The sequence below is a fragment of the Pseudomonas sp. LBUM1668 genome, from assembly GCF_059695715.1.
Map to the genome: position 1 here is coordinate 2,664,176 of NZ_CP166787.1, position 18,325 is coordinate 2,682,500.

The 18,325-nt window shown below is 58.5% G+C and carries 23 protein-coding genes and 1 riboswitch (1 of these 24 only partly in view); of the genes, 12 read left to right on the plus strand and 11 right to left on the minus strand.

What is annotated here, in order from left to right; all coding sequences use genetic code 11:
- Positions 1-4: 4 nt before the first annotated feature.
- Positions 5-481: a PA2171 family ribosome-binding persister protein gene (locus ACA061_RS12040; protein ID WP_150605027.1), complete on the minus strand. Its 477-nt coding sequence runs from the start codon at positions 479-481 to the stop codon at positions 5-7.
- Positions 482-827: 346 nt separating this feature from the next.
- Here ACA061_RS12040 and ACA061_RS12045 point away from each other — a divergent pair, with 346 nt between their 5' ends.
- Entirely contained in the window at positions 828-2,054 is a 1,227-nt protein-coding gene (locus ACA061_RS12045) for a zinc-dependent alcohol dehydrogenase (RefSeq protein ID WP_210702011.1), read from the plus strand.
- Positions 2,055-2,103: 49 nt separating this feature from the next.
- Here the strand turns inward: ACA061_RS12045 and ACA061_RS12050 are convergent, their stop codons facing one another.
- The gene (locus tag ACA061_RS12050) at positions 2,104-2,481 is read right to left on the minus strand and encodes a low affinity iron permease family protein (protein WP_210555238.1); all 378 of its coding nucleotides are present in this window, start codon (positions 2,479-2,481) and stop codon (positions 2,104-2,106) included.
- A gap of 84 nt (positions 2,482-2,565) precedes the next feature.
- Here ACA061_RS12050 and ACA061_RS12055 point away from each other — a divergent pair, with 84 nt between their 5' ends.
- Positions 2,566-3,003: an HhH-GDP family DNA glycosylase gene (locus ACA061_RS12055; protein WP_497301674.1), complete on the plus strand. Its 438-nt coding sequence runs from the start codon at positions 2,566-2,568 to the stop codon at positions 3,001-3,003.
- Here the strand turns inward: ACA061_RS12055 and ACA061_RS12060 are convergent.
- The 5 genes from ACA061_RS12060 to ACA061_RS12080 form a co-directional block, all read right to left on the minus strand.
- Positions 3,000-3,215, minus strand: a complete 216-nt coding sequence (locus ACA061_RS12060) for a PLDc N-terminal domain-containing protein (RefSeq protein ID WP_042558859.1) — start codon at positions 3,213-3,215, stop codon at positions 3,000-3,002. The genes ACA061_RS12055 and ACA061_RS12060 overlap by 4 nt on opposite strands.
- 48 nt (positions 3,216-3,263) lie before the next feature.
- A complete protein-coding gene (locus ACA061_RS12065) occupies positions 3,264-4,190 on the minus strand; it encodes an ABC transporter substrate-binding protein (RefSeq protein ID WP_497301675.1) in 927 nt (308 codons plus the stop codon).
- Positions 4,187-4,546 (minus strand): (2Fe-2S) ferredoxin domain-containing protein, encoded by a 360-nt coding sequence (locus tag ACA061_RS12070; protein ID WP_210555241.1) that lies wholly within the window; start codon positions 4,544-4,546, stop codon positions 4,187-4,189. The genes ACA061_RS12065 and ACA061_RS12070 overlap by 4 nt, the downstream gene beginning before the upstream one ends.
- Positions 4,546-6,483 carry a TonB-dependent receptor plug domain-containing protein gene (locus tag ACA061_RS12075; protein WP_497301676.1) on the minus strand — a complete coding sequence of 646 codons (1,938 nt, stop codon included), beginning with the start codon at positions 6,481-6,483 and terminating at the stop codon, positions 4,546-4,548. The genes ACA061_RS12070 and ACA061_RS12075 overlap by 1 nt, the downstream gene beginning before the upstream one ends.
- Positions 6,484-6,576: 93 nt before the next feature.
- A riboswitch (cobalamin riboswitch) is annotated at positions 6,577-6,782 on the minus strand.
- A gap of 52 nt (positions 6,783-6,834) precedes the next feature.
- Positions 6,835-7,725: a LysR family transcriptional regulator gene (locus ACA061_RS12080; protein WP_497301678.1), complete on the minus strand. Its 891-nt coding sequence runs from the start codon at positions 7,723-7,725 to the stop codon at positions 6,835-6,837.
- A gap of 110 nt (positions 7,726-7,835) precedes the next feature.
- Here ACA061_RS12080 and ACA061_RS12085 point away from each other — a divergent pair, with 110 nt between their 5' ends.
- The 4 genes from ACA061_RS12085 (at position 7,836) to ACA061_RS12100 (ending at position 11,663) form a co-directional block, all read left to right on the plus strand.
- On the plus strand, positions 7,836-8,843 hold the full coding sequence (locus tag ACA061_RS12085) for a zinc-binding alcohol dehydrogenase family protein (RefSeq protein ID WP_497301680.1): 1,008 nt from the start codon (positions 7,836-7,838) through the stop codon (positions 8,841-8,843).
- 62 nt (positions 8,844-8,905) lie between these two features.
- Positions 8,906-10,084: an L-dopachrome tautomerase-related protein gene (locus ACA061_RS12090; protein ID WP_412071429.1), complete on the plus strand. Its 1,179-nt coding sequence runs from the start codon at positions 8,906-8,908 to the stop codon at positions 10,082-10,084.
- 29 nt (positions 10,085-10,113) lie between these two features.
- Positions 10,114-10,422 (plus strand): putative quinol monooxygenase, encoded by a 309-nt coding sequence (locus ACA061_RS12095; protein WP_150618259.1) that lies wholly within the window; start codon positions 10,114-10,116, stop codon positions 10,420-10,422.
- Positions 10,423-10,535: 113 nt separating this feature from the next.
- Positions 10,536-11,663, plus strand: coding sequence for a saccharopine dehydrogenase family protein (locus tag ACA061_RS12100; protein ID WP_497301682.1), 1,128 nt, complete (start codon positions 10,536-10,538; stop codon positions 11,661-11,663).
- Positions 11,664-11,670: 7 nt separating this feature from the next.
- On the opposite strand, the gene ACA061_RS12105 is transcribed toward ACA061_RS12100, so the two are convergent.
- Positions 11,671-12,147, minus strand: coding sequence for a thiol-disulfide oxidoreductase DCC family protein (locus tag ACA061_RS12105; protein WP_497301683.1), 477 nt, complete (start codon positions 12,145-12,147; stop codon positions 11,671-11,673).
- A 115-nt stretch (positions 12,148-12,262) separates the two neighbouring features.
- Between ACA061_RS12105 and ACA061_RS12110 the strand changes: the two genes are divergently transcribed.
- From ACA061_RS12110 to ACA061_RS12120, 3 genes are all read left to right on the plus strand, one after another.
- Positions 12,263-12,565 carry an ArsR/SmtB family transcription factor gene (locus ACA061_RS12110; RefSeq protein WP_150605040.1) on the plus strand — a complete coding sequence of 101 codons (303 nt, stop codon included), beginning with the start codon at positions 12,263-12,265 and terminating at the stop codon, positions 12,563-12,565.
- A 72-nt stretch (positions 12,566-12,637) separates the two neighbouring features.
- Positions 12,638-13,633 carry a zinc-dependent alcohol dehydrogenase family protein gene (locus tag ACA061_RS12115; RefSeq protein ID WP_497301685.1) on the plus strand — a complete coding sequence of 332 codons (996 nt, stop codon included), beginning with the start codon at positions 12,638-12,640 and terminating at the stop codon, positions 13,631-13,633.
- Positions 13,634-13,654: 21 nt separating this feature from the next.
- A complete protein-coding gene (locus ACA061_RS12120) occupies positions 13,655-13,957 on the plus strand; it encodes an antibiotic biosynthesis monooxygenase family protein (protein ID WP_497301686.1) in 303 nt (100 codons plus the stop codon).
- 84 nt (positions 13,958-14,041) lie between these two features.
- Here the strand turns inward: ACA061_RS12120 and msrA are convergent, their stop codons facing one another.
- Complete coding sequence (msrA, locus tag ACA061_RS12125) at positions 14,042-14,548, minus strand: peptide-methionine (S)-S-oxide reductase MsrA (RefSeq protein ID WP_497301687.1); 507 nt, start codon at positions 14,546-14,548, stop codon at positions 14,042-14,044.
- 195 nt (positions 14,549-14,743) lie between these two features.
- Between msrA and ACA061_RS12130 the strand changes: the two genes are divergently transcribed.
- The gene (locus tag ACA061_RS12130; RefSeq protein WP_150618265.1) at positions 14,744-14,968 is read left to right on the plus strand and encodes a hypothetical protein; all 225 of its coding nucleotides are present in this window, start codon (positions 14,744-14,746) and stop codon (positions 14,966-14,968) included.
- A gap of 60 nt (positions 14,969-15,028) precedes the next feature.
- Here ACA061_RS12130 and ACA061_RS12135 read toward each other — a convergent pair whose 3' ends face one another.
- Both ACA061_RS12135 and tspO read right to left on the minus strand, forming a co-directional pair.
- Complete coding sequence (locus tag ACA061_RS12135; RefSeq protein WP_497301688.1) at positions 15,029-16,012, minus strand: alpha/beta hydrolase; 984 nt, start codon at positions 16,010-16,012, stop codon at positions 15,029-15,031.
- Positions 16,012-16,452 carry a tryptophan-rich sensory protein TspO gene (tspO, locus tag ACA061_RS12140; protein ID WP_150605046.1) on the minus strand — a complete coding sequence of 147 codons (441 nt, stop codon included), beginning with the start codon at positions 16,450-16,452 and terminating at the stop codon, positions 16,012-16,014. Before tspO ends, ACA061_RS12135 begins: the two co-directional genes overlap by 1 nt.
- 183 nt (positions 16,453-16,635) lie before the next feature.
- Here tspO and ACA061_RS12145 point away from each other — a divergent pair, with 183 nt between their 5' ends.
- Together ACA061_RS12145 and ACA061_RS12150 are read left to right on the plus strand one after the other, a co-directional pair.
- Complete coding sequence (locus ACA061_RS12145; RefSeq protein WP_497301690.1) at positions 16,636-16,869, plus strand: hypothetical protein; 234 nt, start codon at positions 16,636-16,638, stop codon at positions 16,867-16,869.
- A 254-nt stretch (positions 16,870-17,123) separates the two neighbouring features.
- Positions 17,124-18,325, plus strand: partial view of a tyrosine-protein phosphatase gene (locus ACA061_RS12150; protein ID WP_497301692.1) — the 5' portion only. It continues 718 nt past the right edge of the window; 1,202 of the gene's 1,920 nt are visible here — the first part of the coding sequence; its start codon is at positions 17,124-17,126; the stop codon falls past the right edge of the window.

Below are 18,325 nucleotides of genomic sequence, written 5' to 3' on the forward strand. Positions count from 1 at the left end.
AGCATTACGCAGCCATATTGCCGGCCGCCATGTCCTTCTTGTAGCTGGCCTTCATGGCTTCCATTTGCGCGCCGAGTTCATCGAGCTTGGCTTTGCCCAAGAGCTTTTTCGCCTGAGGGAACATTTCTGTTTCTTCCTCTTCGATGTGGTGCTCCAGCAACTCCTTGACCACTTTCACCCGGCCGGCAAATTCCGGCGTGCCGGGATCGGTCATTTTCAGGTCCGGCAGCACCAGCGAGTCCACCGTGCGGTGCTCTTCCTTGGCCTCGAAGTACATGATGTCCTGCTCTTTGCTACCGGCTTCCTTGAACGCGGGGTAGAGGATTTCTTCTTCCAGACGCGTGTGGATCGAGATTTCCATTTCCAGCTTGGCCAGCAACTCGGTGCGTTTTTTCAGCGCCCGCTCGGTGGATTCGCTCAGTTGGGTGAGGATGCCTTTTACTTTTTCATGGTCGGCTTTGAGAAGGTCGATGGCGTTCATGGTGGTTGCCTCTGCTATCACGGGTTGTACACAGGCCGTTGTGCCACGGCGCTATGGGATTCCCTGTAGCTATCGCATTTGCTGTGCCAACTTGCAGCGCAACCCTGAACCGCGCTGGATCAAAGGTTTGCGCCGCATGCGGCAAAAAGCCTTCGTGCAGGCTGCATGAACTGCGTCCGGCGAGCATTGCAGATCACAGTCTGTATGACATTTGCCGAAGAACAATCGCAGGTCGCTCTACATTCCACTAATCCGAATAAGCAAAAACGCAATGAACTCGTGGCGCCTTTCATCCTTCCGAAAATGAAGCAGCAATCCTTTCATCAGAAAGTACGAGGACGCCCCCATGCGAGCAATGACTTACCACGGCGCACATGATGTCAGAGTCGAAACCGTGCCGGACCCGATCATCGAAGCGCCTGACGACATTATCCTGCGCGTCACGGCCACGGCCATTTGCGGCTCGGATCTGCACCTGTATCGCGGCAAGATTCCCACCGTTGAGCATGGCGATATCTTCGGCCATGAATTCATGGGAATCGTCGAGGAAACAGGCTCAGCAGTGACGGCCGTGCAGCGCGGCGATCGCGTGGTGATTCCTTTCGTGATTGCGTGTGGTGATTGTTTCTTCTGTCAGCTGGAACAGTACGCCGCGTGTGAAACCACCAATTCGGGCCCCGGTGGGGCGTTGAACAAAAAGGTCATTCCACCGCCGGCCGCGCTGTTCGGTTACAGCCGCCTGTACGGTGGCATTCCCGGTGGCCAGGCGGAATTGGTCCGGGTGCCGAAGGCCAACACCGGGCCCTTCAAGGTGCCGGGGACCTTGTCGGATGAGAAAGTGTTGTTCCTCTCCGATATCCTGCCGACGGCGTGGCAAGCGGTGACCAATGCCGGTATCGGCCAAGGGTCGAGCATTGCGATTTTTGGCGCCGGCCCTGTCGGTTTGCTCAGCGCGGCGTGCGCCAGAATGCTCGGTGCCGAACGCATTTTCATGGTCGATCACCACGCCTATCGACTCGAATATGCGCAACGCACGTACGGCGTGATCCCGATCAATTTCGATGACGACGATGACCCGGCGGATACCATCATTCGCCAGACCCCGGGCAATCGCGGCGTGGATGCGGTAGTCGATGCGGTGGGTTTTGAAGCCAAGGGCAGCACCACGGAAACCATCATGGCCACGCTCAAGCTTGAAGGCGGCAGCGGCAAAGCGCTGCGTCAGTGCATCGCAGCCGTGCGTCGCGGTGGCGTGGTGAGTGTCCCGGGGGTGTATTCCGGACCGATTCACGGTTTCCTGTTTGGCGATGCATTCGACAAAGGCCTGACATTCAAGATGGGCCAGACCCATGTCCAGCGCTTCCTTCCTGAACTGCTCGGGCATATCGAGACCGGACGCTTGCAGCCGGAGGCGATCATCACCCATCGGATGTCGCTTGAGCAGGCGGCCGAGGGCTACAAGATCTTCGACAAGAAAGAGGAAAGCTGCCGCAAGGTCATTCTCACGCCGGGCGGCAGCGATGTGCCGTTGGCGGAGACGTTTGAGACGCCTGCATTAGTGCCGGCGACCTGAGTCATTGTTCATGGGCAGTGGAGTGCGCAGGCACTCCATTGTCTGACGCTCACTCCACTTTCGACTCGACATCGATCTCATCGGCTTCACCGAGCGCTCTGTAGTGCTTGCGCAATTTACGCAGTTCACGGGTGCCCATTTTGTCCAGCCCCAGCGTGGCGTTCTGCGCATCCTTGGTGGCGCGAATCAGTTCGTCGATCTTCAGGTGCAAGATATCGTTGTCGCGGTTTTGCGTGTTTTGGATCAGGAACACCATCAGAAACGTGATGATCGTGGTCGAGGTGTTGATGATCAATTGCCAGGTGTCGTTGTAATGAAAGAAGGGCCCGGTAAGTGCCCAGATGATGATCAGGACAATGGCGGCGATGAAGGTTTTGGAGCTGCCGGCCCAATTGGACAGGGCCTGGCAGAAAGACGCGAATTTCATGTTCGTACAAGCTCTTGAGGAAGGTAAGGCATAGACCTCAGCAGTCCTTTGAAATTCTTTTTTACAATTTGGTGAGGCGGATTCATGGGTAAAACCATCTCGGCAGAAGATCTGGAGATCAGCTTTGGCGACGCGGCAGATGAGGTGGCGCTGTTCAAATGGTTGATCGCCAGTTTCCTGATGGGCAAACGCATACAGGCTGATATTGCTGCGCAAGCCTATCGGGTGATCGTCGAAAAGCGTCAGCGCGACACGCCGCGCAAGTTGGCGAACTGCAGCCATCGTGAATTGGTGGTGATGCTTGGCGAAGCGCATTACGTGAGGTACGACGAAACCACCGCTACGCGCCTTCTGGCGTTGGCACACAAGCTCAATGATGAATACGCAGGGAAGGTCGGCAATATCGTGGTCGAGAGTGCCGACCGCCAGGCGTTCGAGAAACACCTGGCGGAATTTGACGGGATCGGTCCGAAGACCGTCGAGATTTTTATGCGTGAAGCAGGGCCGGTACTTTTTGGTTAACGGCCAGGACGCGCGGCGGTGCTCGGGCTGATGTGTTTAGGGCCGGCGATTGCCCAGGCGATGAGCCCGAACAGCGGCACAAACACGATCAATACAATCCAGACCCCCTTGTTGTTCGATTTCCCCTCACTCTTGCGCACCCGATTGATGGCCCACAGTTCAATCAGTAGAAGAACTGCCGCCAGTACGATCCACACGGTTTCGATATGCATTGGCTACCTCCTGATGGTCTTTCTTAGGTGGCTTGAGGTTCGGCGGGTTCATTTATTTTTCTGCAGCGCCTGGAATTGCTGCGCCAGGTGCAGCGCGACACGGCCGCTGCCCACCGTCGGCAGCAGGTGGGTGAAGGGGATGTCGATCAGGCGATTCTCACGCACGGCGCGCAAGCGCGATAACACCGGATCATTTTGCAGCAGCTGACGTTTGCGCCAGGCCGGCGACCATTCGGCGTCGGCCAGCAAGATGACGTCGGGATCGCTGATCAGCAGGGTTTCGCGATCTATGGTCACGCGATACTGGTTGACCTCGGCGAATAGATTGCGCGCCCCGGCAGCAGCGAGCAGGGTGGTCACGAAGCCGCGCCCGCCCTCTGAATCCAGCCCGTTGACCTCGCTGTCCAGATAGAACACCGACAGCGGTTTTTCGCTGCCGATCAGTGCGCGGGCGCGGGCCAGATCGGCGTCCATGGCGGCGCTCAGTTGCTGCGCTTTTTGCTGTTTGTGCAGCAGCGCACCGAGGGTCAGCAGGTCATTGCGCACAAGCCCGAAATAATCCAGCGAATGCCCCGCGCAAGCGGACTCCAGTAAATAGGAGGCCACGCCGTTGCGCGCCAGACCCGAGCGTGATGTCACGCCATCGCCGAACGCCGTGGCAAAGCCGCCGACCACCAGATCCGGTTTCTGCGCGTACAGCACTTCGCTGGATGGATAGCGCGGCGCGATCACCGGAACCCCGGCGTACTCGGTCTTTCGACTCCCGGTATGGGTGTCGTCCAGATAGGCAACGCCAACTAACGTCGGGCCTGCATCCAGGGCGATCAGCAGATCAGCTGCGTGCTGATTGAGTGCGATGATGCGCGATGGCGGTAATTGTGCAGCGCTCCAGGTTTCGCCGCAGTTTCGATAATTGTCAGCGAGTGCCGGTGATGTGCAAAGCAGGGCCATCAGGCATAACCCAAGCGTTCTCATGCGCGCTCCTTGATCAGTAAATCCTCGACCATCTCACCACCGACCAGGTGCACCTCGACCAGCCGTTGCACGTCGGCGTCGCTGTGCACGCCATACCAGCAGGTCTCGGGATACACCGTCAGAATCGGCCCCAGATTGCACGGGAACTGACAATGCGTGCGCGTCAGCAACACGCCGCCCGGGGTTTCGATGCGGTTGTGCGCCAGCAGGTGCCGGCGCAGGGTTTTCCATAACTGCAAAGCGCCGCGCTGGGTGCAGCGCGGGCCGGTGCAGAGGAACACGTGGCGCGCATGTTCGGGAACGTGCGACCAGTCCGGGTGCGTGTCGATGCCGTCGACCGTTTTGAAGTCAGCCATCAGAAGCGGTACGTGTAGCGTACTTCTGAGGTGAACGGCCGTCCGAGGTTGTCAACGTTGCTGGCGCGGCTGGTGACGAAATCGCGGTCGAAGAGGTTCTCTACCAGCAGGCTGACGCGGTGTTGACGGGCATTGTCGAGGTAGCGATAAGCATCGGCATCGATCACTGAATAGTGACCGTACTCGACCTGTTTCGAGCTGGTCACATCGCGGATATAGCGGATCGCGCCGCCGGCACCCCACATGCGATTTTCCGACTCGAAGCCTATGCGCGAACGGGCGAAGAAGCTCGGGATGTCATTGATGGTCACGCCGCTGCGCGACTCGGTGAGGTTGCGGGTCATGTCCGCTTGCAGGCTCCATTGCGCGTTGATCGCCAGTTTCGCGTCAGCCTCGAAACCGCGCATGCGCACCTGGCCCTCGCCGTTGACCCAGTGGCTATCGTCGAGGGTGATCAGGTCGTCGATCTTGCGTTTGAACACGGTGACGCTGGCACTGAACGCGCGATCGAGCAGCAGGCCCTTGTAGTCGAGGCCCAGTTCGGCGTTGCGGCTTTTTTCCGGTTTAAGGTTGCGGTTGCCGATCTCGTCGCCCGGTTCGTTGACGAACAATTGCTCGGCGTTCGGCAGTTTGTAGGCGCTGCCGTACTGACCGCGCAGTGCCCAGTTGTCGTTGAGATCGTAGAGCGAAGTGAGCATGCCGACCGTGGCGCTGTCGCCGCCGCCCATGGCTTCGTGACGAAAGCCGACGCTCGGGTGCCAGTCGGGCAGGGCGTCGATTTGCGGACGCAACTGGGTGTAGATCGCGTGGGCTTCGGCCTTGTCGTTGTCGATGATCAGCACATCGTCCTGGCCTTTGAACCATTGGTTGTCGGTGCCGAACACCAGCACATGACCGCCGGACGATTCAGCCTTGCCTTCGGCCTGCACACCCCAATCGGTAAAGCCCCAATAGTCGTTGTGGTTGATGGCTTTGGTGGCGCCGCCCTCGACATTATTGATGCGCGTGTAGCGGGTGTCCCAATCGTTGATATGGCCTTTGACGAAGTAGCTCAGACGTTCATTGAGATTTTGCTCGAAGGTCGCTGTGGCGATCTGTTGCACGCGGTCGTTGGTGGTTTTGTGGTTATCGACCGGGCGGGCGAAATCGAGGTTGGCGTCGGCATATTGGTAGAACAACTCCAGCCGCGAGTCGTCGCCAAACGATTGAATCGCCTTGCCACCGAACGTGGTGACTTCATAAGCACGGTTTTTCTCGGTGACGTTTTTCATGTCGCGGTTGCGATACGGCTGGTAACCGTCGGAGACGTTGTGGCTGACATACGCCAGCAAGCCCAGATCGCCGAAACCGTTGCTGAAGATGTTCTCGAGCCGGGCATCGCCGGTGGTGCCGCCGAAGGTGTCGAGGCCCATGTTCACCTCGCCCGAGGCCTTTCGACGCTGCGGCGAACGGGTGACGATGTTGATCACCCCCGACACCGCTTGCGTGCCGAACAACAGGCTCTGCCCACCCTTGAGCACCTCGATACGTTCGATGGCGTTGGCCGGCAAGGTGTCCAGGTACAAGCCGCCGTACAAGCGGTTGTTCAAGCGCACGCCGTCTAGCAGGATCAGCGTATCGTCGTTGCGCCCGCCCAGCAGGGAATAAGTACCGTAGTCGAACGGGCCGTTTTTCGGGGCGACGTAGAGGCCGGGAATGAACATCTGCATGACGCGACTGACATCCGCCGCGGGGCCGGCGCGCTCGATCTGTTCGCGGCTGACGATGTCCACTTTGCTGCCGTAATGCGCCATGTCGGCGACGGTGGTGGACTCCACCGACGGTGCGGAAACGATTTGCTGATTGAGTTCCAGTGGCGCGTCGTCAGCCAGCAGCAGCGGACTGAACAGGCAACCGAATAACAGGGATGGAGCAGAGGTGTTGAAAGGTCGAATCATTGTCTTCTCGAAAGGATCTTCGCAGAAGAGCATGCAGGAGAAGGCATCGCGCACACGCCGACACCGGCCCATGCCCGCCCACCGCAGGATTTTGCCAAACAGATATTTCGGGCCGGTCTCCGGGCTCACGCGTATCGATGCTTTCACCTTCCCATGGCCGTCTGGCCACAGTGGTGTGTCGAAAGCATCACGCGCATACCGTTGCGGGGGCAGCACCGGACTTGTTCAAAAAGAACGTACCGGTTTCCCGTTTCACCCCATGCACGGCGGCATGGGACACCTGAAACTGGACGGCATCTGAACACTCGAATGACCGTTCGTCAACGCCGCAGCTATTATCGGACGCTCAGTTCAGCCCCGCTGTAGAGCGGCAAACTGGTTGCTCAACCACGCATACAGTTGCGATACCGCGGGGGAGATTTGTTTGCGATGCGGGCACACCAGACTCAACGGCGAGGCCTCTCCCGCAAAGTCCGGCAGCAGCACAAGCAGGCGTCCTGCGCTCACGTCAGCGCTGACATCCAGCCAGGATTTGTTGGCGATACCTTCACCGTCCAGTGCCCAGCGCCGAACCACATCGGCGTCGTCGCTGAACAGCGGGCCAGAGACTTGAATCGTCTGTCCGGCCAGGCACCATTTGTCGTAGACCCGACCATTCTGCAGGTAGAGCAGGCAAGGATGATTCAACAAGTCGTCCGGCGTTTTCGGTTGCCCGTGGCGTTGCACATAGGCTGGAGATGCGACCAGCACCCGGTTATTCCAAGGCGCGAGTGGCAGAGCCACGTAGTTGGCGTCTTCGTTGGTACCGTATCGAATGGCGACGTCCACCGGGTCGCGAAACAGATCGGCTTTCTGGTCCGACAGCACAAGGCGCAGTGTCAGTTCCGGATGCTGACGACGGAACATCGTTAACCAAGGCAGCAGAATATTGCGCCCCAGATCAGACGGCGCAGTGACTTGCAGCACGCCGCGCAGCGTGGCGTTTTCACCCCGCAGGTTTTCCTCGCCTTGCTTCAGGGCTTCGAGCACGGCGTGGGCGGTGGGCAGGTATTGCTCACCTTCGGCAGTCAAACGCAGGCTGCGGGTGGTTCGCGCAAACAGGCGCACATCCAGTTCGCGCTCCAGGCGTTTGATGGCGGCGGCGACCTGCCCCGGCAACAAATCGGCCTCCAGCGCCGCGGCGGTAAAGCTGCCCAGCGCTGCGCTGCGGGTGAACAGGGCGAGATCATCGATACGGATCATTTTCTCTTCTGTAGTGAAAGTGTTGGCGCATTCTGCAGGTTTTTCTTTCTCCGTGGGAAGCCGAAGATGGTGGCACGTGAATGCTTCAACCCTTCAGACAGCGAGCCCCCATGAAAGCCATCACATTTGTACAACACGCCCTGCCCATTGAAGATCCGCAATCCTTGCAAGACATCGAGATGGCTACGCCAGTGCCCGGTCCGCGTGATCTGCTGGTCGAGGTACGGGCCGTTTCAGTCAACCCGGTCGACACCAAGGTGCGCGCAGGCACTTTCACCAAAGAACCGAAAATTCTCGGTTGGGATGCGGCTGGCATCGTCCGCGAAGTCGGTTCGCAAGTGACGCTGTTTCAACCGGGCGACGAAGTGTTTTACGCCGGCTCGATTATTCGCAGCGGTAGCTACAGCGAATTGCATTTGGTGGATGAGCGGATTGTCGGGCACAAGCCGCGTTCGTTGAGTGCTGCCGAGGCGGCGGCACTGCCGTTAACGTCGATCACGGCGTGGGAATTATTGTTCGACCGTCTCGGTGTCGCCGAGGCCAGCGGGGAGGGCAAATGCCTGTTGATCACCGGCGCGGCAGGTGGCGTCGGTTCGATGCTGGTGCAACTGGCTCGCCAGTTGACCCGACTCACGGTGATTGGCACCGCCTCGCGCCCGGAGACCGCTGGTTGGGTGAAGCAGTTGGGCGCCCATCACGTCATCGATCACAGCCAGCCACTGCTCGCTCAGTTGCAGGCCCTCGGGATTGCCGAAGTCGATTACGTCGCCAGCCTGACCCACACCGAACAGCACTTTCTACAGTTGATCGACGTGCTGCGACCACAGGGGCGTCTAGCGGTGATTGATGATCCCGAGAGCCTTGATGTCATGCCGCTCAAGCGTAAGTCATTGTCGCTGCATTGGGAGTTGATGTTCACCCGTTCGCTGTACGAAACGGCGGACATGATCGAGCAGCATCACCTGCTGAGCCGGGTCTCTGACCTGATTGATCTGGGGGTTTTGCAGACCACCGTCGGCGAGCACTTCGGCGCGATCAACGCCGCCAACATGCGCCGGGCCCATGCGCTGGTCGAGAGCGGCAAAGCCCGGGGCAAGATCGTTCTCGAAGGTTTTTGATAATCGTCACTTGAATCGTCAGACGGGCTCCATAAAGGGCCTGTCAGGAGCACTTTATGCGTATGAAAAAACTCTCCGCGGTTATCGCCTTGTTATCGGCTGCCGCGTTTGGTGCGCCGTTCGCCCATGCCATCAACGCTGTCGCCTTGCCGGCGGACGCACCCACCGATCGATCCTTCGGCAAGCTTGAACAAGTGCATGCGTTCTACGATGCGATGCCCACCGGGGTGACCGTCAGCGAGACCGGGCGGGTCTTCGTCAACTTTCCGCGCTGGGGCGACAACGTGCCGTTCACCGTGGGCGAGATCCGCGACGGCAAAGTGGTGGCCTATCCGAACGCCGCGATCAACACGGAAAACCCCAACGACCCAAGCGACGGATTAATCAGTGTGCAAAGTGTGGTGGCCGATGGTCAGGGGCGTGTCTGGCTGCTCGACACAGCAGCGCCGGGCTTCGCTGACCCCAAGCCGCGAGGAGCGAAACTGGTCGCGATAGACCTTGCCAGCAACAAAGTCGTCAAGCGGCTGGTGTTCCCGGACAACGTCATGTTGCCCAGCACATATGTCAACGACATGCGTTTCGACTTTCGCAACGGCGCCGAGGGCACCGTGTATCTGACCGACTCCTCGCTGCGAGGCCCGGGCGCGATCATTGTCATGGACATCGCCAGCGGGCGTGCCATGCGTCGTTTGAGCGGCGTGCCGGCAACGTCGGTTGATCCGGCTTTCGTCCCGGTCGTTGAAGGCTTGCCAGTGATGGTCGAAGGCGCCGGCGGCAAACCCAAACCGCTGGGTGTGGCGTCGGACGGTATTGCCCTGTCAGCCGATGGCCAGACGCTGTATTTCACGCCTCTGTCCAGTCGACACCTGTATGCCGTGTCCACTGCGCTGCTGCGCGATGCCACCGTCAGCGAGCAACAACTGGCTGCCGCCGTACAGGATCTGGGCGAGAAAGGTGCCTCCGATGGCATGGAGGCTGACGCCGACGGCGCCGTCTATGCCGGGGACTACGAACACAACTCGATCCGCAAGCGGCTGCCGGATGGCCAATGGCAGACGCTGGTGCACGACCCCCGTTTGCTCTGGCCTGACACGTTGTCGATCGGCCCAGATGGCTATCTGTATTTCATCGCCAACCAGTTGCACCGCCAGGCGGCGTTTCGCGGCGGACAGGATCAACGACAGAAACCCTACAGCCTGCTGCGTCTGAAAATCGATGCGGCGCCTGCGCCTACCCGGTAATACCTGTTTTATCTTTCGGAGAACTGATGATGAATGCGTCCACTGAAGTGTTGGTTTCAATTGCCGTACTCAAGGCCAAAAAGGGTCAGGAACAGGCCTTGAAAGAAGGGCTTCTGGCACTGGTCGAACCGACCCGGGCAGAGCCAGGCAATCTCGATTATGTGTTGTTTGAACTGCGCGACGAGCGCGGTACCTTTTACATGCGTGAGGCGTTCAAGGATCAAGCGGCATTGGATGCACACTTCGCCATGCCGTACTTTCAGCGCTTCGCTGCTTCGGCGGATGACCTGCTCGAAGAGCCCTTGCAACTGATCTTTCTTGAACAGGTATCGAGCTGACGGCATCGCGCAATTGTTGAGTGGCTTGTGGGTGCCCGGGTCTATATTCTTCACGGCTGTTTATGCGCGTCGAATAGTGGCTGAGAACAGCCTTTCAATTAGGGAAGAATTGAATGCCGTTCAGGGTGATGGTGGTCGGTGGCTACGGTAATTTCGGTAGCATCGTTTGCGGGCATTTGGCGGTCATGCCGGGGGTAGAACTGCTGCTCTCGGGACGCGACCCGCATAAGTTGCAGCGCAAGGTCGATGAACTGAACAGCCAATCGGCTGCTGTCGCCGAAGGTTGGTGCGGTGATGCCATGGGCCCTGCGTTCAGCGCCGCTTTGCGCTCGCTGAATATCCGCTTGGTCATCCACACCGGTGGGCCGTTTCAGGGGCAATCCTATGCGGTCGCCGAAAACTGCATCGCTGCCGGAGTGAATTATTGCGACCTGGCGGACTGTCGAACCTTCGTCAACGGCGTGGGTATTCTCGACGCACGGGCGAAAGCGGCGGGCGTGGCGATCCTCAGTGGTTGCAGTTCGGTGCCGACGCTTTCGTCAGCGATCATCGATCAGCAGCGTCACCGATTCTCGCGTATCGATTCGATCGAATACGGCGTATCCGCTTCGGCGAAAATGCCAGGCCTGTCGACGATCGAAGGTGTGCTGGCCTACGCCGGCAAGCCGATCAAACAACTGAAAAACGGCAAGGTGCATGAAGTGTCGGGTTGGCAGGATCTGACCCTGCGCAAAATACCGCAACTGGGCACCCGCTTGCTGGCGAATGTCGACGTGCCGGACCTGGATATTTTTGCCGGACGCTATGGCGCGCACACGCTGAGCTTCAAGGCAGGTGCGGGGCTGAAACTCGCCGGTGTTGCCAACGCTTTGTTAGCGCAGGCAGTAAAGATCGGGCTGGTTCGCGACCATCTCCCTTGGGCTGCCAGACTGCATCGGCTGGGCACCCGATTCGAGCGTTTTGGCGATGGCAAAAGTGCGATGTACATCGACGTTCAGGGCGCTGGCGTTGAAGGACAACCGCTGACCATGACCGCACAACTGACCGCACTGAACGACAAAGGCCCGGAAATCCCCAGCTGCGCCGCCGTCGCGCTGGCCGCGAAAATGGCTGAAGGTTATGTGCCACAACCGGGTGCCCGGCCCTGCGTCGGCGAAATCAGCGTCGCTGAATACCTGTCCGCGATCAACGATCCGGGCAACTTGAGCCTGTCCGTGCAGTTTTCTGACGGGCAGTCCTGAGCACGCTTTATCGGTGTGCTTGTTCTGAAGATGGCGCAGGTATTTTCAGAAATCGCTGCTCGTGATCAGGACTCGGCAGCAAGCAGCTGTCGTACTTGCCGAACAGCCGATAACGGTTTAGCGCGATGCGGTCGTACGCCCAGTCCCGCAGCACCCGCGGCAAAATCCGCAGCATGCGCAAGGGCTGCCAACGGCCTGACAACTGGCCGATGACTTCGAAAAAGGCCTCCGATCGTTCCCAGTAATTCCGGTCGCGAATCACCGCCATGGTGTCGAACTGGTCCATCGGCAACCCCGCCCACGCGAGCAGCGCCTGCCCCTCGGGCGACTGCACTGCTGCCAGCCGCACACGCCGCTGATGATCATGCCGAATCAGATACCGCGCCCAGCCATTGCATAGCTTGCACACACCGTCGAACAGCACCACGGTTTCGCCGGGTTTGAGCAATGGCGCGGGGGTAGGGCGGGTTTGCGCGGTTGGCATGAGCGTGAGTCCATCGCAATCGGGTTGCTGCGGATCATATCGCAATGCTCCCGGCCGACTGAAATGTGCTGGATTATCGTATTGACATATCGAAAAATATCGATATCCTCGCGGCATGGACTTACTCGAAATATTCAAAGCACTTTCAAACCAGACCCGACTTGAAATCCTCAAGGGTTTGAAAGACCCCGAAAAGAACTTCCCGCCACAGGATGAAGGTGACGTTCATACGGTGGGCGTTTGTGTGAGCAGTATCCAGGAAGGTGTCGGGCTGTCGCAGTCGACGGTGTCTTCTTACCTCGCAACGCTGCAACGCGTGGGTTTGGTTGAAGTCAGGCGTATCGGTCAGTGGACCTACTACAAACGCAATGAAGCGGCCATCAGCGTTCTTGCCGAGATCATCGGGAAGGACCTGTAGTTTTCAGCTGTCTTTTTACCTGAAGATATCGAGAAATCTCGATATCCCTTTTTGTCGAAATGAGGATATACGATGAAAGCTCTGATACTTAAATCATTTGGCGGCCCGCAAGCGTTCGAACTTTGCGACGTGCCCAAGCCCGTGCCCCAAGCTGGGCAGGTTCTGGTGCGGGTGCACGCGACTTCGATCAACCCGTTGGATTTCCAGGTTCGACGCGGCGATTATCCAGACCTGGTGCAACTGCCGGCCATAACCGGGCATGACGTTTCAGGCGTCGTCGAAGCAGTGGGGCCGGGCGTGACAACCTTCGCTCCCGGAGACGAAGTCTGGTACACCCCGCAAATATTTGACGGGCAAGGCAGTTACGCCGAGTACCACGTTGTATCCGAAAGCATTGTCGGCAAGAAGCCTGCTGCGCTAAGCCATCTGGAGGCAGCCAGCCTGACGTTGGTCGGCGGGACGGCGTGGGAAGCATTGGTCGTACGTGCCGCGCTCAGAGTGGGCGAAACCATTCTGATACACGGTGGTGCCGGGGGCGTCGGGCATGTGGCGATCCAACTGGCAAAAGCCATCGGCGCCAAGGTGTTCACGACCGTGCGCGAAGCGAACAGTGAGTTCGCACGCAGTATGGGGGCCGATGTGATCATTGATTATGAAAAGGAGGATTACGTCGACGCCATCCTGCGGGAAACCGCTGGGCGCGGAGTCGATGTGGTGTTCGACACTATCGGCGGCAACACATTGTCACGCAGCCCCGACGCGCTCGCTCAATTGGGGCGGGTTGTATCGATTGTGGATATCGCGCAGCCACAAAATGTCGTTCAGGCCTGGGGCAAGAACGCCAGTTATCACTTCGTTTTCACCCGACAAAACCGCGGCAAGCTTGATGAACTGAGCGCGTTGATTGAACGCGGTCAACTGCGCTCGCACGTGGGGGCCGTCTATTCGCTTGCCGACATTCCACTCGCGCATGCCCGGCTGGAAAGCCCCAACAATGGAATTCAAGGGAAGATCGCGATTGCCATCGAGGACAGTCTCATTGCGTCAGTACGCACTTTCAAACATTGAAAACCTATTTGGAGACACGCCATGATCTATGAAATCGCTTTGCTTCCCGTTCGAAAAGAACAAATAGAACAGTTCCGCCATGCGTTTGCCGAGGTCGCGCCCTTACTTACTCGCGCAAAGGGTTACCTCGGTCACACGTTCGCGCAAGGGATCGAAAGTCCCGAGGTCTTCAACCTGATTGTGCAATGGCAAACACTCGAGGATCACACCCCGGGTTTTGAAGCGAGTGATGACCATCAGAGGTTCATGCTGGGCTTGCAGGATTACTTTTCGCAAGAGCCGACGGTGTATCACATTGACGGGCCGGAGTTTGCTAAAGGCTGACGGGAAAAGCCGAACAGCCCCCGGTACCTTTTAGAGAAGGGTATCGGGGGCTGATGTCGGAGATATGCGAACTCACTTTGGCTATCAGTCGCGCTTGGGCAACTTCCAGTTCGGGCGGATAAAGTGGCAGGTGTAGCCATTCGGAATACGCTCCAGGTAATCCTGGTGTTCCGGCTCCGCTTCCCAGAAGGGCCCTGCCGGTTCGATTTCGGTGATCACGCGGCCTGGCCACAACTTTGAAGCGTCAACGTCTGCTGCAGTGTCTTCGGCAACATCGCGTTGCTGTTCGCTGAGGTAGTAGATCGCCGAGCGATAGCTGGGCCCGAGGTCGTTACCCTGACGATTGGGTGTGCTCGGATCGTGTATCTGAAAGAAGAACTCGAGGATCTGCCGGTAACTGATCACGGCGGGATCGAAGACGATTTCGATCGCTTCGGCATGATTGCCATGGTTGCGATAAGTGGCATTTGGCACATCGCCGCCGGTGTAGCCGACCCGCGTTTGCAACACACCGGGGTAGCGCCGCAGCAGGTCCTGCATACCCCAGAAGCAACCGCCGGCGAGGATGGCAGTTTCGGTTTGGCTGGTCATGGGTCTGTCCTTCCCCTCGGGGAATGTCGGGTGTAGTCATTGTTATGAGGGCGTGTCGGCGAATTCCAAGGCTGAAGCGTTCAATTGAATCATTGACTGCGTCAATAACAGCCATTAACCCAATCAGGTTCTCATATCGAGTGGGCGGCGTAAGATCGGCTCCATACCCAACCACTGCACACGGAGCACATCAATATGAAACGCCAAACCATCCTCGGCCTCGCTTTCTCGCTGTTCGCACTGAATGCTGTTGCCGGCGCTACTCAAACCGATCCACTGTTCAGCGATGCGGTTGCAGCAGCCACTCAGACTGACCCATTGTTCAGCGACGCTGTGGCTGCTGATGGTGCGGATCGCCTGAAGGGCAATCTGGTTGCCGAAGGTGGTGCAGATCGGCTGCTCGAACGCCGTGCTGTGTGAGTGCATGGCTTGATCGCAGTTCTCAAAAGAAGCCCGGCCTTATCAGCCGGGTGTTTTACGTCAGTTCAATAACGAATGCCCGCCGACCCTAGCGCAAATCCATTCACGGCTGTAGCTCAATACGCTTTCAGCAATGGCGGTTGGAAAATGGATGAAACCGTGGGGCGAGGAGGGCAGCAGGTACATCTCGACAGGCGCCGATCGCATCCAGCGCTCGGCCATGTCGAGGGTGTCGTCGCGTAGCGGATCGAGTTCCCCGGCAAACATCAGCGCCGGCGGGAAATCACTGAAGTCGCCATACAGCGGTGACAACGGTGGCTGACGGCGCTCTTCGTCACTCAGGTCTGGCGTGAGCATGCGCAACGCTTCCACCATGCCGGGACCGTCCAGTACCAAAGTTTGCGGCGGCGCTGAGCGGACGCTCGGCGTGCCGGTCAAATCGTATACCCCGTAATACAACAGCGCGCCGCTTACCCGTTGCAGCAAATCGGGCGATTGCTTGAGCCCCAACAAAGTAGCTGCCGCCAGATGACCTCCGGCCGACTCGCCAACGACAATCACCGGCAGATCGGCAAACTCGTCGTCAGTCAGTAACCATCGAGCCGCCGCCAGACAGTCTTGCATCACTCCTTCAATGGGGGTCGATACCGCGAGCCGATAATCCACCGAGACGACAGTCACATTGCACGTATTAACGATGGCAACGTTGAAGTTGTCATTCATCTGCGCGTTGCCGATCACCCAGCCGCCACCGTGATAATCCAGCACAACACCTTTTGCTCGACCTTTGGGCCGAATGATCCGCACGGCCACCGGCATGCCGCCGCTATCAATCACCCTTCTTTCAGCCGTGAGGCCATGTTTGCGCAGCTTGCTCGCGCCGCCGATCTGACTGGCGCGCAGCAGCGTTTGAATCATCCTCGGCAGCACGCGATTGCGAATTTTGAAGCGCGGCAACCAGGCGAGTTTTTTGTTGAAGGCGTGTACCTGCGCCAACTCGCGCTCGCCCTCCGGCCAAGGTGCTTTTCGGGTGAATGTATTCATCAGCGGTTCTTGATCAGAATGGAGAAATTCAACGCCGCGGCGACGCATAGCCATGCCAGATATGGAAACAGGATTAAACCAGTGATCAGATCAAGCTGCACGGCCAGTACCACCATTGCCGCAACCACCAGCCAGAGCAGCGTCAGGATCACCATGGCGGCAAGAATTTGATGTGCGCCGAAGAACACCGGAGTCCACAGTGTATTCAGGGCAATCTGCGCGGCCCACAAAGCCAGCACCGTCTGACTCCCGGGAATAAGGCTCAAGCGGTAACCCGCCCAGGCCAGCAACAGATAGATCACTGTCCAGGCCACCGGAAAGGCCCAGTTGGGTGGCGTGAAGCCGGGTTTGGCCAGCGATTCATACCACTCGCCCGGTTTGAACATGACGCCAGTGGTCGCGGCGGCCGCGCAGGCCAGAAGGAATATAAAGAAGGTCATCGCCAGTCCTTAGCTGTGATCAGCTGTTTGGGAGTGTAAGAAAAGGACGCCGGGTGGCGCGAAAAGTTTGCATTGAGTGAAGACATTTCTCCAGGCGCGCACGGAGCGACATGCAGTTGAACTAAAAGCTGACTGGTGCGTCAGGATAAACAGTTGCTTCTTCCTACAACCCTGGATGAAACCATGCACACCTATCTTCTGGAATACCTGTTCAACGGCGAGCCTCGCACTCACACCTTCGAGCTCAAGGAGCCTCAATTGGCCGATCACGAGGCGGCCATGCATCTGCTGGAACTGCATCTGGGTGATGCCGAAAACGGCCTGATCATGCCCACCGCAAACTCGACGCCGCAGGAGATTCTGCAGCAGGCCGAGCGGGTGGGGATCACACAGATTCAGGTGATCGCTAATCACTGAAGCATATCCATGTAGGAGCTGCGGCACGCTGCGATCTTTTGATCCTGGTTTTTAAAAGCCAGATCAAAGGATCGCAGCCTCGTCTCACTCGAATGCTCCTACATGGATTTGGCTTGCGACTCCCATGGATGGACAGATCGCGCACCGCACGGCCCGATCGCGCCGCCATTTCCATCTGCACTCAATCTGTCATATTCAGTATCACTTCATTACCGATAGTAGCCAGCCCAACGCTTATTCCATGAGGCTGCACTGTGTTCCGACGTCTTCTGTTTTCGCTGTCCGTTATGAGTCTGTCCATCGCCGCTGCTAACGCCGCCGAATCCCTCCCGCTCGATACGCCGCGCCTGAGCAGCATCGACAACTTCCGCGATATCGCCGGCCTCACCACCGCGTACTCCACGGCCAATGACGGCACGATGCGCAGCGGCGTGTTTTACCGTTCCAATGCGTTGACCCCATCGGCGGCGGATCTGGATACCCTCAACAGTCTGGGCATCAAGGCCATTTACGACCTGCGCACCCCAAGCGAAATCGCAGCGACCCCGGACACGCTGCTTACCGGTGCGACTTACGAAAACATCGACATCATCGGCAGCACCACCTCCGGTGCGAACATCACTACGGTCTCGTTCAAAAGCGCCGCCGACGCCATCGCGATGATGGAGCAGACCAATCGCGCGTTCGTCAGCGATGCGGGAATGCGCGGCCAGTTCGGCAAATTGTTCAACGAGCTCGCGAGTGTCGATGCTGCCCAGCTATTCCACTGCACCGCTGGCAAGGACCGTACAGGCTGGACGGCCGCTGTGTTGCAGAGTATCGCTGGCCTCGACGATGCGACGATCATGGCCAACTATCTGGCGACCAACGATTACACTGCCGCTCGCGTCGCCGCGACATTGAAGGCACTACCGCCGAGCATGGCGGTTATCTATGAGCCGTTACTCGGCGTCGAGGCAAGTTACTTGCAGGCAGGTCTCGATGAAGTGGCCGCGCAGTACGGCACGATGGATAACTACCTGAAACAAGGTTTGGGTCTGTCACAGGAAACGATCTATGTCCTGCGCGGCAAACTGGTCGAGTACAACAGCTTGCCGGGTCAGGCGGGTCTGGTCGGCAACGCTGCGGCAGGTGCCGAGTTGCTGCGACAGTTACAGAACTCTGACTTGTCAGGCAGCTACAGCGCCTATAACTACTACCTGCAATCAGCCATCGATGCCGGAACCCTCGGCGGTGTCGAATCCACGGTTGGCGGTCAGGTCCACGCCGACGCGGCCAGCTACCTGCTGCGCCAGAACGCGCTGATCGACCAGGCCGCCGCACCGTTCGCCAGCGGCACCGACCTGAAAATCGGCCAATACCGTTTGTGGACCACTGCGCTCGCAGGCTACCTCGGCACCGACGGCTCCTCCCACGCCGAAAGCAGCAACGAACACAGCCAGGGCCTGATGGTCGG

Excerpts from the sequence above, each read along its gene's own strand:
- ACA061_RS12040 (WP_150605027.1), bottom strand. The coding sequence starts at position 481 with ATGAACGCCATCGACCTTCTCAAAGCCGACCATGAAAAAGTAAAAGGC.
- ACA061_RS12045 (WP_210702011.1), top strand. The coding sequence starts at position 828 with ATGCGAGCAATGACTTACCACGGCGCACATGATGTCAGAGTCGAAACC.
- ACA061_RS12050 (WP_210555238.1), bottom strand. The coding sequence starts at position 2,481 with ATGAAATTCGCGTCTTTCTGCCAGGCCCTGTCCAATTGGGCCGGCAGC.
- ACA061_RS12055 (WP_497301674.1), top strand. The coding sequence starts at position 2,566 with ATGGGTAAAACCATCTCGGCAGAAGATCTGGAGATCAGCTTTGGCGAC.
- ACA061_RS12060 (WP_042558859.1), bottom strand. The coding sequence starts at position 3,215 with ATGCATATCGAAACCGTGTGGATCGTACTGGCGGCAGTTCTTCTACTG.
- ACA061_RS12065 (WP_497301675.1), bottom strand. The coding sequence starts at position 4,190 with ATGAGAACGCTTGGGTTATGCCTGATGGCCCTGCTTTGCACATCACCG.
- ACA061_RS12070 (WP_210555241.1), bottom strand. The coding sequence starts at position 4,546 with ATGGCTGACTTCAAAACGGTCGACGGCATCGACACGCACCCGGACTGG.
- ACA061_RS12075 (WP_497301676.1), bottom strand. The coding sequence starts at position 6,483 with ATGATTCGACCTTTCAACACCTCTGCTCCATCCCTGTTATTCGGTTGC.
- ACA061_RS12080 (WP_497301678.1), bottom strand. The coding sequence starts at position 7,725 with ATGATCCGTATCGATGATCTCGCCCTGTTCACCCGCAGCGCAGCGCTG.
- ACA061_RS12085 (WP_497301680.1), top strand. The coding sequence starts at position 7,836 with ATGAAAGCCATCACATTTGTACAACACGCCCTGCCCATTGAAGATCCG.
- ACA061_RS12090 (WP_412071429.1), top strand. The coding sequence starts at position 8,906 with ATGAAAAAACTCTCCGCGGTTATCGCCTTGTTATCGGCTGCCGCGTTT.
- ACA061_RS12095 (WP_150618259.1), top strand. The coding sequence starts at position 10,114 with ATGAATGCGTCCACTGAAGTGTTGGTTTCAATTGCCGTACTCAAGGCC.
- ACA061_RS12100 (WP_497301682.1), top strand. The coding sequence starts at position 10,536 with ATGCCGTTCAGGGTGATGGTGGTCGGTGGCTACGGTAATTTCGGTAGC.
- ACA061_RS12105 (WP_497301683.1), bottom strand. The coding sequence starts at position 12,147 with ATGCCAACCGCGCAAACCCGCCCTACCCCCGCGCCATTGCTCAAACCC.
- ACA061_RS12110 (WP_150605040.1), top strand. The coding sequence starts at position 12,263 with ATGGACTTACTCGAAATATTCAAAGCACTTTCAAACCAGACCCGACTT.
- ACA061_RS12115 (WP_497301685.1), top strand. The coding sequence starts at position 12,638 with ATGAAAGCTCTGATACTTAAATCATTTGGCGGCCCGCAAGCGTTCGAA.
- ACA061_RS12120 (WP_497301686.1), top strand. The coding sequence starts at position 13,655 with ATGATCTATGAAATCGCTTTGCTTCCCGTTCGAAAAGAACAAATAGAA.
- msrA (WP_497301687.1), bottom strand. The coding sequence starts at position 14,548 with ATGACCAGCCAAACCGAAACTGCCATCCTCGCCGGCGGTTGCTTCTGG.
- ACA061_RS12130 (WP_150618265.1), top strand. The coding sequence starts at position 14,744 with ATGAAACGCCAAACCATCCTCGGCCTCGCTTTCTCGCTGTTCGCACTG.
- ACA061_RS12135 (WP_497301688.1), bottom strand. The coding sequence starts at position 16,012 with ATGAATACATTCACCCGAAAAGCACCTTGGCCGGAGGGCGAGCGCGAG.
- tspO (WP_150605046.1), bottom strand. The coding sequence starts at position 16,452 with ATGACCTTCTTTATATTCCTTCTGGCCTGCGCGGCCGCCGCGACCACT.
- ACA061_RS12145 (WP_497301690.1), top strand. The coding sequence starts at position 16,636 with ATGCACACCTATCTTCTGGAATACCTGTTCAACGGCGAGCCTCGCACT.